Origin of the sequence: Chimaeribacter californicus (assembly GCF_002858675.1) — a bacterium.
Classification (GTDB): Bacteria; Pseudomonadota; Gammaproteobacteria; order Enterobacterales; family Enterobacteriaceae; genus Chimaeribacter; species Chimaeribacter californicus.
Map to the genome: position 1 here is coordinate 41,541 of NZ_PJZF01000006.1, position 14,205 is coordinate 55,745.

Sequence of the window (14,205 nt, forward strand, 5' to 3'; positions counted from 1 at the left end):
GCCGCGGGCCTTACAGCGTGACAAAGCGCAGCGTCACCTGTACCGCCATCTGGCGGAAGTGGGCGATATAGCTTTCATCCTGGGAATTCCCTTCAAACAGCGTGTCGAAGGTGTACTGGTTGGCAGCCTGATGGAAACTCATGCTGCTGATCAGCCGGTGCACATCGCGCGCGGCCACGTCCGCCCGGAACAACCCACCCTGTTTGCCGCGGCTTAAAATATCCTCCAGCACCGTGAGCGCGCTGCGGTTCAGCGTTTTGATCTGTGTGGACTGGCGGATATAGCGCCCACGCATCATGTTCTCCATGCAGATCACCCGGATAAAGTCAGCATTCTGCACATGGAAGTTAAAACTGGCTTCCACCAGCTTCACCAGCGCCTCGGCCGGCGGCAGCGCGGCCAGGTTCAGGCTCATCTCATGGCGGCGGATCTGGCCGTAGACGTGCTCCAGCACGCTGATGTAGAGCGCCTCTTTATTCCTGAAGTGATATACCACCATCCGTTTGGTGGTATCGGCATGTTCAGCAATCTTCTCCATGCGTGCGCCATTCAGGCCCGACTCGGCAAACTCCGCCAGCGCGCTGTCAAAAATCCGCTTTTTCAGGCCGACCGGATCGTTTTTCCGCCCGGTGGACGGTATCTCTTGGCTGCTCAGAACAGGCTCCTTACATCAAGCAGGGGATTAACTTGCAGGGGCAAGAGTAGCGATTCTGCCGTGGCGATACAATTGCGCCCCGGCGATACAATTGAAACGGCCTGTTACGCCTCCCCGCCTTGACTAAATGAACCTCCTGGTTCAAAACTTAACGCATATGCTGCCGGTTTCCGCAGGTTCTGCGGCCCTTCCCCCTGATGCCGGTAAGCCGATTTTTGTTGTCCGATCAGCCTGACTGAAAAGGGGAAAAGTATGCAACGTTCTATCGCCACGGTCTCGGTTTCGGGGTCGTTGCCGGAAAAATTACAGGCGATTGCTGATGCCGGGTTTGATGGCGTCGAAATTTTTGAAAACGATCTGCTCTACTATCCCGGCTCACCGGCGGAAATCCGCCAGCGCTGCGCCGATCTGGGGCTTGCGATCACGCTGTTCCAGCCGTTCCGTAATTTTGAGGGCAACCCGCGTGACCAGCTGGAGACCCACCTTGAGCGCGCGCGCCTGAAATTTGACCTGATGCACCAGCTCGGCTGCGATACGCTGCTGGTGTGCAGCAACGTCTCGCCACAAAGCAGCGCCTCGCGTGATGTACAGGTAGCCGATCTGGCGCGGCTCGCCACGCTGGCGGAGCAGAGCGGCATCCGTATCGGCTATGAGGCGCTGGCCTGGGGTGCGCACGTCAACCGCTACCGGCAGGCGTGGGATCGGGTGCGTGAGGTAGACAGCCCGGCGATGGGCATCGTGCTCGACAGCTTCCACATTCTGGCGCTGGGGGACTCGCTGGATGAACTCGATGACATCCCGCTGGAGAAAATCACCTTCCTGCAACTGGCCGATGCGCCAATTCTGCAGATGAACACGCTGGAGTGGAGCCGCCACTCCCGCTGCTTCCCCGGCCAGGGTGAATTGCCGCTGGTGAAGTTCGCCACGCAATTGACGCAAAAAGGCTACCGCGGGCCGTGGTCACTGGAGATTTTCAACGACACCTTCCGCGCAGAGCCGGCCACCCCCACCGCGCAGGACGGCTACCGCTCGCTGCTCTATCTCGAGGAGCAAACCCGCCAGGCGCTGGCGCAGGCCAGCCAGCCCACGTTGCCTGACGCGTTGTTTACCTCGGCACCGCTGCCGCGCTATCACGGGGTGGAATTTATTGAGTTCAGCGCCGGAACGGACGACGCGCCGCCGCTGGAAGCCGGGTTGCAGCAGCTTGGGCTGGCGCACCGTGGCGATCACCGTTCCAAGGCGGTGTCGCTGTATCAGAACGGCCCGGTCAGTGTGATCGTCAACCGCCAGCCGGACAGCTTCGCCGCCGCCTACCACGACCGCCATGGCCTCTCGATGTGCGCGCTGGCGCTGAAGGTGGACGGCGCGCAACGTCTGCTGCAGCGGGCGCAGGATTACGGCTATGCCATTTTTCCGCCGCAGGCCGGCCCCAACGAGCGTGAGATCCCGGCGATTTGTACGCCGGACGGCAGCCTGATCTACCTGATTGAGCAGGGCGGGCAGGATAGCTGGTCACAGGATTTCCACCTGCATGACGCCCCGCCGCCGTCTGCCGGCTGGCAAGGCGTCGATCACCTCGCGCTGGCGATCCCCGAAGCGATGCGCCAGAACTGGGTGATGTTCCTGCGCAGCGTGCTGGGCTTTGAACTGGAAAGCACGCAGGAGATGAACGATCCGTTTGGCATTGTGCGCAGCCAGCTGGCCCACAGCCCGGAAAACCGGGTGCGGCTGCCGCTGAATATCTCCCAGAGCCGCGAAACGCTGATCGCCCGCACGCTACAGCGTTATCAGGGCGCGGGGCTGCAACATGCCGCGTTCGCCACGGACGATATTTTCAGCGCCGTACGCGCCGCACGGGAACTGGGGCAGGCGCTGTTGCCGGTGCCGGAAAATTACTATCAGGATCTGGCGGCCCGCTTCGGCCTGGACCAGGCGTTTCTCCAGCAGTTAGAAACGCACCATGTGCTCTACGATCGCGATGAACAGGGCGGCGAGCTGTTGCACGCCTACACCCGGCCGGTGGCGGACGGGCGCTTCTTCTTCGAGCTGCTGGAGCGGCGCGGCGGCTATGCGCAGTATGGGGAAGCCAACGCCGGGGTACGGTTGACGATGCAACAGCAGCCGTAACGGCACGGCTCAGCGCGTCAGGCGATAGCCCTGCTCACGCCACAGGCCGGGCAGGGCGTGCATGTCATGGAACGGGGTCACCAGCGGGTGATCAATCACCGGGTTGTGCGGGTCGGCACAGTAATAGAACACCGGGATGCCCGCCGCGATCCCGGCCTGTGTGCCGGCGACGGAATCCTCCACCAGGATGCAACGGCCGATATCCACCCCCATCTGTTGCGCCGCATGGTGCAACAGGGCCGGGTCTGGCTTCCAGCGCTGGATGTCATAGCCGCTGAATAACCGGTGACTATCGCCGTCAGTGAAGAAAGGCAATAACCCGGTCAGGCCGAGGGAGTGCTGCATCTTACTGACCGGCCCGTTGGAGACCACGCACACCGGGGCCTGAATCTGCGCCAGGAGTTCGCGTGCGCCGTCAATCGCCACTAATTCCCGCTCAAAGAGTTGCGCCACGTCCTGCCGGTAACGCGCTTCCATCTCGGCAACCGGCGCTGTCAGCCGGTGTTGCTGCCCGACCTGCTCAATGATCTCGTAAAGCTTGATCCCTTTATATTTTTTAAACACCTCATCCAGCGTCAAGGTGATGCCGTAATGCGCGAACATCTGCACATAGCCGCGGCTACACAACACTTCACTGTCCACCAGCGTCCCGTCACAATCAAAAAACACACATCCGGTATCGCGCATCTTGTGCTCCTGTTCTCCGGCCGGTTTGGCATCATGAATGAAATCATTATTTCACCTGCGGCCGCAATGAAAATAAAAAAGGGTTCAGCCATGCTTACCGGTTTTTTGCCCGGCGGAAACGTTATCCTGCGGGTAAAATCCGCGAAAAAAAGTGTGAGGGCCGCGTCAAAATTCCTATTTTTTGTTATAGGATAGCCCCGACCCTCCTTTTCCCTCTTCGGAAATCAGATAAATGAGCAAACCACAACCAAGCGCGGCTGATGATAACGGCCTGCTTGAGCGCGTATTCAAGCTGAAGCAGCACGGTACCACCGCACGTACTGAAGTGATTGCCGGGCTGACCACCTTCCTTACCATGGTGTATATCGTTTTTGTAAACCCGCAGATTCTCGGGGTGGCGGGCATGGATGTCCGGGCGGTCTTTGTGACCACCTGCCTGATTGCGGCGTTCGGCAGCATCTTTATGGGCCTGCTGGCTAACCTGCCGGTGGCACTGGCCCCGGCGATGGGCCTGAATGCGTTCTTCGCGTTTGTGGTGGTCGGCGCAATGGGCATTTCATGGCAAGTGGCGATGGGTGCTATTTTCTGGGGCGCAATCGGTTTCCTGCTGCTGACCCTGTTCCGCATCCGCTACTGGATGATCGCCAACATCCCGGTCAGCCTGCGCGTGGGCATCACCAGCGGCATCGGGCTGTTTATCGGCATGATGGGGCTGAAAAACGCCGGCATTATTGTGGCCAACCCAGACACCATTGTGACCATCGGCAACCTCTCCTCGCATAACGTGCTGCTGGGCATTCTGGGCTTCTTTATTATCGCTATTCTGGCTTCGCGCAATATCCATGCGGCGGTGCTGGTGTCGATTGTGATCACCACGCTGTGTGGCTGGGCCATTGGCGATGTGAAATATGGCGGGATTGTGGCGCTGCCGCCGAGCATCACCTCTGTGGTGGGCCAGGTCGATCTGGCCGGGGCATTTAACCTCGGGCTGGCGGGCGTAATCTTCTCCTTTATGCTGGTGAACCTGTTTGACTCCTCCGGCACGCTGATTGGCGTGACGGACAAAGCAGGGCTGGCAGATGCCAAAGGCAAGTTCCCGCGCATGAAGCAGGCGCTGTTTGTGGACAGCATCAGCTCGGTGGTGGGCGCGTATGTCGGCACCTCGTCGGTGACGGCCTATATCGAAAGCTCCTCCGGCGTCTCGGTGGGCGGCCGCACCGGCCTGACGGCGGTCGTTGTCGGCATTCTGTTCCTGTTGGTGATTTTTATCTCGCCGCTGGCCGGCATGGTGCCGGCGTATGCCGCCGCCGGGGCGCTGATTTACGTAGGGGTATTGATGACCTCCAGCCTGGCGCGCGTCACCTGGGATGACCTGACCGAAGCTGTCCCGGCCTTTATCACCGCCGTGATGATGCCGTTCAGCTTCTCAATCACCGAAGGCATCGCCCTGGGCTTCATCTCTTACTGTGTGATGAAACTCGGCACCGGGCGCTGGAGAGAGATCAACCCGTGCGTCATCGTGGTGGCGCTGCTGTTTGTGCTGAAAATCGCGTTTATTGACGCGCACTAAGGGCAGCTCTGCCCCGGAAAACAAAAAGGCCGATCGTCAGATCGGCCTTTTTTATCGCGGGAAAACGGCGCTCAGCTGCTGACTTTCTGAATATACTGGCCGAACGCCGTGAGCTGGCCGCGGAGGAAATCGGGCGTGTTCTGGTCAACGACTTCGCCAATTTGCTCATCCACTTTGTTCTGAATCACCCCGCCCATAAACTCCGGCTTGTTCATCACCAGCGCATCGGGATACACCAGAATCTGGCGCAGAGGGTACCACTCAGCCGGGTTTATATTCAGCAGGCAGATATTCCACGTAATACTCACCCGATCCGGTTGTCGCGCACCATTGCGACGCGTTTGGCGTAAACGCCAATCCACCCGCCTCGACAATCTCTCTGGCGGCAAGTTTCAGCGTCGCGGTGGTATTTGCCGGAATACGCACGCTCAGCCGGATACGTTCCCCTACCCGACGCCAGTGCACGGCGATTTCACCGTACAGCGATTGATACCCGGCATCGACAAAGCTCACCTCGTCGCCCGGCAGTGGGGAGAGGATCACATGTTTGAAGCCTGGCTGCGCCTCGTCTGCCTCAATACCCGCCACGGCGCGATATAACCACTCCCCTACTGCCCCGTAGGCATAGTGGTTAAAGGAGTTCATGTTCGGGCTCCACATCGAGCCATCCGGCCTGATACCGTCCCAGTGCTCCCAGATGGTGGTCGCCCCGGCGTTGACCTGATACAGCCATGAAGGAAAGTCCTCTTTCAGCAGCAACGCCCACGCCTCGTCGACCCGCCCATTCTGGCTTAGCGCATGGCAAAAATAGGGCGTGCCGACAAAGCCGGTGACCAGATGCCCGTCATGTTCCGCGAGAAGTTCCGCCAGCGTATCCACCGTACGCTGACGAAAGGCATCAGGGACAAGATTGAAGTACAACGCCAGAATATGCGCCGTCTGGGTTCTGGCCGTCATCGTGCCGTCAGCGGTGAAAAACTCCGTGCAAAAGCGTTGCACGATAGCCTGATGCAGCACCTGGTAATTCGCCGCATCATCGTGGCGACCGATTACCGCCGCCGCGCGGGCAAAGAGTCCGGTGGAATACGCATACCAGGCCGTACAGATCAGCGCGTCCGGTGTGGCCCCAAAATAGCTGCCCTCCTCGGCATCCAGCGCCACCCAGTCGCCAAACTGCAATTTATAGCGCCACAGGTGGTTATCGGCATGGGAATGCATAAAATCGATCCACGCTTTCATGCTGTCATACTGTTTTTCCAGAATGCGGGTATCGCCGTACATCAGGTACAGCGTCCACGGATTAACCACCGCCGCATCAGCCCAGGCGGAAGATGAATGCGTACCCCCGTCAGCCAGAAAACGATCCGCCTCGCAGTGCCCGGTGAGAATATCCGGGATCACATGGGGAACGCCGCCTTCCGGCGTCTGATCAATTTTCAGGTCGGTCAGCCATTTGGCAAAAAAGTTGCGGGTCTGCATCAGATAGCTGGCAGTGCGGCAGAAGATCTGCGCATCCCCGGTCCACCCCAGCCGCTCGTCACGCTGCGGGCAATCGGTGGGGACATCAACAAAGTTACCTTTCAGGCCCCATAAAATATTGTGATGCAGCTGATTAAGGCCAGGGTGCGAACAGGTAAAGCGCCCGGTTTGCTGCATGTCTGAATGCAGCACAATCGCCTTAAAATTCTCCGCATCGACCCGGCCGGGATACTGCTCCACCTTCACATACCGAAACCCCTGGAAGGTGAAATGCGGGTGGTAAACTTCTTCGCCGTCGCCGCCAAGGATATATTCCGTGCGCTGCTGTGCGCTGCGCAGATTGTCCAGATAGACATTTCCCTGCGCATCCAGCGTTTCAAAGTGACGCAACACCACCCTGTCGCCACGCTGCCCGTTAACGCGAAACTCTACCCACCCGCTCATGTTCTGACCGAAATCAATCACCGTATCGCCCTGCGGCGTGGTGATAATAGCCTGTGGGTGCAGGGTTTCCTGCGCCTTAACTTTACATGCACCCTGAGCAGTCAGCGCCTGCTTGTTAAAGGCGACTACGCTGGCCGGATGCCATGCGCGATCATCAAACGCCGTACTCGCCCAGCCGTGTTGCACCAGCCGGGCGTCATACACTTCGCCGTCGTAGAGTTCGGAAAAGAGGATCGGCGAGGTGTGTGCGCGCCAGTCAGCGTCAGACACGATCATCTCCTGCGTGCCATCCTCATAGCGAACCACCAATTGACACAGCAGCGCCGTTTGCTCACCGTAAAAATTGCGGTGGCGCATAAACCCCATATCCCCTTTAAACCAGCCCGCACCCACTTCAGCGCCGATGGCATTGTCGCCCTGACGAAGCTGCGCCGTAACGTCCCAGCTCTGATACAGCAAGTGCTGCGCATAGCTGGTCCAGCCGGGGGCCAGTTCATCATCGCCCACCCGTTCGCCGTTGAGATAAAGATGGTAAAGCCCGAGCGCGGTAACGTGGACAAACGCCGCAGCAATGGCCTTGTCTGCCAGCTGAAACGTGTGACGTAGCAAAGTAGCATTCGACTGCTGCTTGTTTTCCGGCGTTTCTGCCGAGATAAACTCCGCCTGCCAGGGCGCGGTCATCATGCCCGTGACAAATTCAGCCGCCTGGCTCCAGCCACTCTGCTCGCCCGCGTTATCGCTGATACACACCCGCAAGAAATAGCGCGTCGAGGGCGACAGCGGGATGCCCGGCAGCGTGATATTCGCCGAGGCGTTATCCGTTACCACGCCGCTGTCATACAGCAGGGCGGAAAAATCGGCGTCGGTGCTGCACTGTAATTGCCAGCTTTGCTGCTGCACATTTTGCCGGTCACTGACAATCTGCCAGCCGAGCAGAGGGAACGCATCCACCCCGGTCAGGGTGTGTTCATAATTGAGCGTAATTTTGCTTACTGCCAACATGGTTGTGACTCCTTATCCTTGTACATGTTTGAGATCGATAAGCTGTTCGGTGGGTAACATGTCGCCTTCCTGGCTGAACTCATTGCGTCGCTGGCCGTGAAAGCATAGCCAGCCGATAAACAGGCCAGAGGCAACGATGGACGACAAAATGGTGTAAAGCACCACCGGCCCGGCATCAAGCAACACCGGGGTGACAAAGGCGAGGATGCCGCAGGAAAGCCGTGACAGGCCGACAATCGCTCCCTGCGCGGTGGCACGCAACATAGTGGGGAACGACTCCTGGGACCAGACCTTCATGATGCCCTCGAACGCCAGGCCGCTGCCGATGCCGGTAAACAGCAGACAGCAAAACCACGACAGTGGTGAGAAACTCAGCAACACAGGCATAAAAAATCCGCCGGCAAAAAGGCAGGCACCCACCACAAATACCCGCATCCTGTGCGCCGTATCCACCACCTTCATAAACAGCAGGCCGGATACCACGCCGACCGGCATAATGAGCAGGTTCCATAGGGAATGTTGTTCCACACTGATACCGACGACGTTAACCGCCACATAGGTGCCGAACTGCCCGCCGGTGTTCGCTGCCAGATTGGTGAAGGAATAAAACAGACACAGCGCGAAAAACGGCCATGCATATTTGCCGCGCAACAGATCTTTAAACGCCGCTTTTTGCGCCCGTACCGTGCTTACGCCGCGCAAACGCTCGTCGCGCGCGGTGAGCCACATCTCAGATTCCGGAATCGACCAGCGCAGCACCAGCAGCGTGGCCGCCACCAGGCACACATGCAGATACATGATTTGCGCCCCCAGTGCGCCCCATCCGCCCACCACGGCGGAGATTGCCATGGTGGTACCAATACCCAGCGTCCACAGCAAATTCGACAAGGCAATAATTTTGCCGCGATTTTTATCGCAAGCGGCCTCGGCAATCGTGGCGAGTGAAACCGGCAGATCGGCCCCGGTGGCCAGTCCCACCAGCGCGGTACCAATAAATAACAGCGGGAATATTTTGCCGAACGCCAGCAGCAGCGTACCGACCACGATCATCGCCATGGTGGCAATAAACACGTTGCGCCTGCCGATGCGATCCCCCAGACGCCCGCCGACACACGCCCCCAGCGCAATGCACAAGGTTAATACGCCCGACAAAATGCCAATTTCGGTCGGGGTGGTGCCGATAACTTTTTGATAAATAACCAGCGCAGTGCCATTTGAAACGATGGCCGCAGAGTCGATATAAGATGCCATGCCCGAAACAACGCCCACATACCAGGGGTTCGGTTGTATATTTTTTCCCATAACATTCACTCCAGTTCCTTATTATTAACAATTACGTCATAAAACGCTGACAGAACGGCTTAATTGACGCTCCTGTGTGGGCGTGCGTGAAAATTGTTTTTTGTACATTTCGGTTAAATGTGGGGCATGACTAAATCCGCAGTGCGCGGCAATGGTTTTAACCGGTAAATCGGTGGTGCGTAATTTTTCCTGCGCTTTTAATAAACGGTAAATTTGCTGGAATTTTTGCGGGGTGGAACCGGTAAGATCGTTAAAGGCGCGATACATAGTACGCGGAGAAAGCCCGGCTATTTCGCACAGGTTCTGCCAGTTAATCGACTGCGAGTAGTTCTGGCGAATATAATTAAGCAGGTATAACACACCGTTTCCGCCGTGCGTGGTGCGATGCGCAGCGTGTTCAACGCTCTGGTACAACGTGGTAAAAATACTCAGCAGACGAGATTCCGTGTGAGCAAAATAGGCGCGATCGTAGCAATCATCGCGCCGCTCACTAACCGCTGCCGCATCCGCAATCACCTGATTGAGTTCATTTTCATCAAGTGACGGATAATAATGCGTAGAGGGAGAGGTGTATTTTTTTACCGAAGCCAGCAGGTCGTCAATATGATAGATAAAATAAAAAGTTCTTTGTTTGTGGATCAATATATTGATAAGTGATAACTGACTGGTCTGATTATAGTAATGCACGTCATTGGCCGATACGTAAAAAAAGTCGCCCTGATGGATGAGTTCAACCTGATCGTTAACAACATGAAAGCCACATCCACCACAAACAATAACCAGCTCATCAAACTCATGCCCGTGAATATCTGCCATTGCCTGATTATTTAATTTAAAAAGACAAAAGGCATGGGCGTCCGACAGGAAAAAATCCTGACTCAATTTAATATCCATTTACCGGTGCTCCTGGCAATAATCATTACCATTAATACGGTTTATTAGAGCGTATTATTAATGACAAGTCATTACGATGAACTGGCAGTGGAATGTAAGTCAGTGTGACCTTACCTCCAATTTTCGTGTGCGGAGGAAATAAAAAAGGCCGATCGTCAGATCGGCCTTTTTTATCACGGGTGAACGGCGCTCAGCCGCTGACTTTCTGAATATACTGGCCGAACGCCGTGAGCTGGCCGCTGAGGAAATCGAGCGTGTTCTGGTCAACGACTTCACCAGTCTGCTCATCCACTTTGTTCTGAATCACCCCGCCCATAAACTCCGGCTTGTTCATTACCAGCGCATCGAGATAGACCAGAATCTGGCGCAGATGGTACTGGCAGCGCGCCCCGCCAATCGCCCCCATGGAGCTGGTCTGGATCGCCACCGGTTTTTTCGCCAGCGGCTGTTGCGGCAGGCGTGAAATCCAGTCGATCGCATTTTTCAGGCCGCCCGGCACCGAGTAGTTGTACTCCGGCGTCACAATGATCACGCCATCCGCTTTCTGGATCTGTGCTGCAATCTCCTCAACCCGTTGCGGGAAGCCCTCTTCCTGTTGGAAATCAGCATCATAAACCGGGATCGCGCCAATCGAGGGCAGCGCGCTGATGGTCATGCCCTCCGGGGCCAGTTTCGGCAGGGTGCGCGCCACCATCGCGTTATATGAACCTTTGCGCAGGCTGCCAAGCAGGGTAACGATATGCAGGGGTTGAGCTGACATCCGGGACTCCTTATAAAAAGAAAAGAGGGCGGGCCGAAGCCGGCACGCCGGGGAAGTTTCCTGATTAAGCGTAGCAGAAAGCAGGAACGGCTCCGGCGGTCAGGCGGGGTCAGCGGGTAGGGGGCAGGCTGAGCAATTTCATAAAGTGCGAGGAGAGCGTCTGCTGGGCGGGCAGACCCTCCTGGATCTGGCTGAAGCCGGTGTCAGGGTGGTAGCGCCACTGCACCATCCGGCCCAGCGTCGGGGATTGCGCGCACGCCCAGGCAAACAGGGAGTCACTGTCACTGGCGACCTGCACATCGGGCAGCACACTGGAGCGCAGCCGGGCAGACGCCGGATGCAGCCGCACGGTATCCAGCCCGCTGTTGCCCAGCCCGGAGAGTTTCAGAATGCTCTGGCGGATGCACCAAAGCTGGGTAGAGGCTTCCATCGGCTCGTTTTGTTCCGCTACCCAGGCCTGTTCCGCCGAGCTGAGGTGCGTATGGTGCAGTTGCAAAATGCGGCTGCTGCGCGCCCGGATGACCTCCATATCCAGCCCGACCTTTCCCTCGCTGCTCAGCATCACGCCCAGCGTATTACCGGCGTAAGCCAGGCTGAAATCGGGCAGGTTGGTATCCGCAAAACAGGGGCGTCCACTGGGCGGGGTAATCATTTTCGGCAGCAGGGGAATGCCGTAAAAATAGGCCATCATTTCCGCCAGCAACACGCGGCCGTGCAGGTATCGCTGCCGGCGTTTCACCGAGAAAGCCGCTGCGGCATCCACCAGCTCCGGGGGCAGTCGCCGGAGGTCCGGCAGGGTATCGGACAGAGTCCATTTCGCATAATGGCACGCCATTGTTCACTCCCTGATAATGGTTCGCACATGAATTTTTATCCGACCGAGAATATCACCAACTGTTTCGCGGCAACACCCAGGGTGATTTCCACGGAGAAGGAAAAACACCACGTTACCTCCGGCGGCTGCCTGCGGGGTCACGGCAAAGGTGACGGGGTTCGCATAATTATAATTAAATCTGAACAGGTTGCTGGCACTTTCTTCTCATCTCCTTGATTACAGTAGCTTACAGAGAAAGTGAGTATTTACTATCAAAAATAAAGTTGTGCATATTCCCGCCGATATCCGTTGAACAGCTATTTGGCTCTTTGTCGGTGAGTATCGCGAACATGTTAAAAACAACGCAGGCCCGGTTTACTCTGTTAATCAGCGTGCTTTTTGCCGCATTGCTGATCATTACGCTGTTGGTTATCCAGATTTTTATTGCCCCCAAACTCAAGCACAGCGAAAGCGTGCTGGTGTCCGGCAATGTTGAGCGCATCGCGACAGTGGTCAATGACCGGATGAACCGGGTCGAAACCCAGGCCCGCAGCATCACCCAGACCGCCACCCTGATGGACAGCGTCTCCATTGACGCCCTGCTGCCGGGGCTGATTGACCAGTATGGCGACAGCAATGTGTTTGGCGGCGGTGTCTGGCCGCTGCCCTACATGCGCGATGCGGTGCGTGACAAGTTCAGCACCTTTTATGCCCGTGGCACGGATAATAAGCTGGTGTTCAATGAAACCTGGAACGCCGGGAAATCCCCTAATTATTACGATCAGGCCTGGTTCCGCGACGGCATGAAAGCCTCACGTGGCGTCTGCGCCTGGGCAAAAGCGTATCAGGACAGCGCCAGCCCGCAGCCGCGTACCAACTGCGCGATGGCGATCTATAAAGGTGATAAAGCGTGGGGCGTCTCCACCATCGACGTCACGCTCGGCTTCTTTAACAGCCTGGTGAAAGAGCAGGAGCAGGTGATTAACGGCCGCATCCTGATTGTGGAGCAGGACGGCAAAATTGTCGGCAGCAGTGACCCGGCGCAGTCCGGCGGCCTGAAAAACCTGGCCGACCTCAGTTCACCCATGGCCCGCCAGGTGAAGCAGATGCTGGCTGACATCGGCGATCGCCGCCAGACAGAGGCGGAATTTGAGGCAGACGGCGAGTCGCACACCCTGTTCCTGCGCAATATTGAACACAGCCCATGGTTTATTGCCACCGACCTGCCCACCCGCCTGCTGGTGAAACAGAGCAACAGCGTGCTGTTGAGCCTGGCCGCGGTGCAGGTGCCGGTAATGCTGATTTTGCTGGCGTTTCTGATTATCACCCTGCGGCTGTTTATGCGCCGGCTGGCCGCCTTGCGCGACAACATCACGGCACTTTCGGCGGGCGGCGCAGACTTAACCCAGCGGTTGCCGGAGAGTACCAGCCCGGAATTCAACGCCATCAACCACAGCTTCAATGGCTTCCTGGCGCACCTGCAACAGATCCTGCGGCAGGTGGGGGAAAGCAGCCTGACCATCGCTTCCGCCGCGCGTGAGATTGCCGGCGGTAACATGGATTTGTCCGCGCGTACCGAAGATCAGGCCAGCTCGATTGAAGAAACGGCGGCATCCATGGAGCAGCTTACCAGCACCGTGAAGCAGAATGCCGGTAATGCGGAACACGCCAACCAGCTGGCGCGTGACGCCTCCGGCGTGGCGGAAAAAGGCAGCAACGTGGTGAGCCAGGTGGTGGATACCATGGGCTCGATCAACCGCTCGTCGAAAAAGATTGTGGATATCATCAGCGTGATTGACAGCATCGCGTTCCAGACCAACATCCTGGCACTGAATGCGGCGGTGGAAGCGGCGCGCGCCGGTGAACAGGGGCGCGGTTTTGCCGTGGTTGCGGCGGAAGTGCGCAGCCTGGCGCAGCGGTCGGCCACCTCGGCCCGAGAGATTAAGAAACTGATTGAAGACTCGGTAGCGGACATCACCATCGGCACCGAACTGGTGGCGACCGCCGGGCACACCATGCAGGATCTGCGGCAGGGCGTGAACAACGTGGCCACGCTGATGAATGAGATCCTCTCCTCCAGCCAGGAGCAGAGCCTCGGCATTGAGCAGGTCAACCTGGCGATTAACCAGCTCGACGGCACCACCCAGCAGAACGCCGCGCTGGTGGAACAGGTTTCCGCCGCCGCCCAGGCGATGCAGGAGCAGACGCAGCAACTGGAGAGCGTGGTGAACGGCTTTAAGTTGTAGCCCCGCCTCTTATGACGCAGCCTTTCTCAACCTAAGCGACACAGATAACCCCGCCTGACGCCGGTTTGTCCCGGCGTCAGGCTTTTTTATTGCCTGAAATGCCCGCCCGCCTGATGCAAACTCAGCCCGCCCTGTTTATCAGAAAGTTTTCGCCTGTTCCTCTGGTTCCCCTTCTCAAAACAGCAAATTGTGACTTCACTCACGCCCACCTTTACTTCTTTGCCA

Annotated in this window: 10 protein-coding genes and 1 pseudogene; 3 read left to right on the plus strand and 8 right to left on the minus strand. The window is 57.6% G+C overall.

Features of this window, described 5'->3' with window-relative positions; genetic code table 11:
- Positions 1 to 10: 10 nt before the first annotated feature.
- Positions 11 to 655, minus strand: coding sequence for a TetR/AcrR family transcriptional regulator (locus CYR55_RS09115; protein ID WP_101815832.1), 645 nt, complete (start codon positions 653 to 655; stop codon positions 11 to 13).
- A gap of 252 nt (positions 656 to 907) precedes the next feature.
- Between CYR55_RS09115 and CYR55_RS09120 the strand changes: the two genes are divergently transcribed.
- Positions 908 to 2,782 carry a bifunctional sugar phosphate isomerase/epimerase/4-hydroxyphenylpyruvate dioxygenase family protein gene (locus CYR55_RS09120; RefSeq protein WP_101815833.1) on the plus strand — a complete coding sequence of 625 codons (1,875 nt, stop codon included), beginning with the start codon at positions 908 to 910 and terminating at the stop codon, positions 2,780 to 2,782.
- Between the two features lie 9 nt (positions 2,783 to 2,791).
- On the opposite strand, the gene yieH is transcribed toward CYR55_RS09120, so the two are convergent.
- Positions 2,792 to 3,469, minus strand: a complete 678-nt coding sequence (gene yieH, locus CYR55_RS09125; RefSeq protein ID WP_101815834.1) for a 6-phosphogluconate phosphatase — start codon at positions 3,467 to 3,469, stop codon at positions 2,792 to 2,794.
- 232 nt (positions 3,470 to 3,701) lie between these two features.
- Between yieH and CYR55_RS09130 the strand changes: the two genes are divergently transcribed.
- Positions 3,702 to 5,039, plus strand: coding sequence for an NCS2 family permease (locus CYR55_RS09130; RefSeq protein WP_101815835.1), 1,338 nt, complete (start codon positions 3,702 to 3,704; stop codon positions 5,037 to 5,039).
- A gap of 71 nt (positions 5,040 to 5,110) precedes the next feature.
- On the opposite strand, the pseudogene CYR55_RS09135 reads toward CYR55_RS09130, so the two are convergent.
- From CYR55_RS09135 to CYR55_RS09160, 6 genes and pseudogenes are all read right to left on the minus strand, one after another.
- A pseudogene (locus CYR55_RS09135) lies at positions 5,111 to 5,296 on the minus strand (hypothetical protein); the annotation flags it as partial.
- A 4-nt stretch (positions 5,297 to 5,300) separates the two neighbouring features.
- The gene (locus CYR55_RS09140) at positions 5,301 to 7,964 is read right to left on the minus strand and encodes a glycoside hydrolase family 78 protein (RefSeq protein ID WP_101815836.1); all 2,664 of its coding nucleotides are present in this window, start codon (positions 7,962 to 7,964) and stop codon (positions 5,301 to 5,303) included.
- Positions 7,965 to 7,976: 12 nt separating this feature from the next.
- Positions 7,977 to 9,266, minus strand: a complete 1,290-nt coding sequence (locus tag CYR55_RS09145) for an MFS transporter (RefSeq protein ID WP_101815837.1) — start codon at positions 9,264 to 9,266, stop codon at positions 7,977 to 7,979.
- Between the two features lie 36 nt (positions 9,267 to 9,302).
- Positions 9,303 to 10,160: a helix-turn-helix domain-containing protein gene (locus tag CYR55_RS09150; RefSeq protein WP_101815838.1), complete on the minus strand. Its 858-nt coding sequence runs from the start codon at positions 10,158 to 10,160 to the stop codon at positions 9,303 to 9,305.
- 190 nt (positions 10,161 to 10,350) lie between these two features.
- On the minus strand, positions 10,351 to 10,920 hold the full coding sequence (locus CYR55_RS09155; RefSeq protein ID WP_101815839.1) for an NADPH-dependent FMN reductase: 570 nt from the start codon (positions 10,918 to 10,920) through the stop codon (positions 10,351 to 10,353).
- Between the two features lie 109 nt (positions 10,921 to 11,029).
- Positions 11,030 to 11,755, minus strand: coding sequence for a 4'-phosphopantetheinyl transferase family protein (locus tag CYR55_RS09160; RefSeq protein ID WP_101815840.1), 726 nt, complete (start codon positions 11,753 to 11,755; stop codon positions 11,030 to 11,032).
- Between the two features lie 329 nt (positions 11,756 to 12,084).
- On the opposite strand from CYR55_RS09160, the gene CYR55_RS09165 reads away from it, so the two are divergent.
- Positions 12,085 to 13,980, plus strand: coding sequence for a methyl-accepting chemotaxis protein (locus tag CYR55_RS09165; RefSeq protein ID WP_101815841.1), 1,896 nt, complete (start codon positions 12,085 to 12,087; stop codon positions 13,978 to 13,980).
- The last annotated feature ends 225 nt before the right edge of the window (positions 13,981 to 14,205 follow it).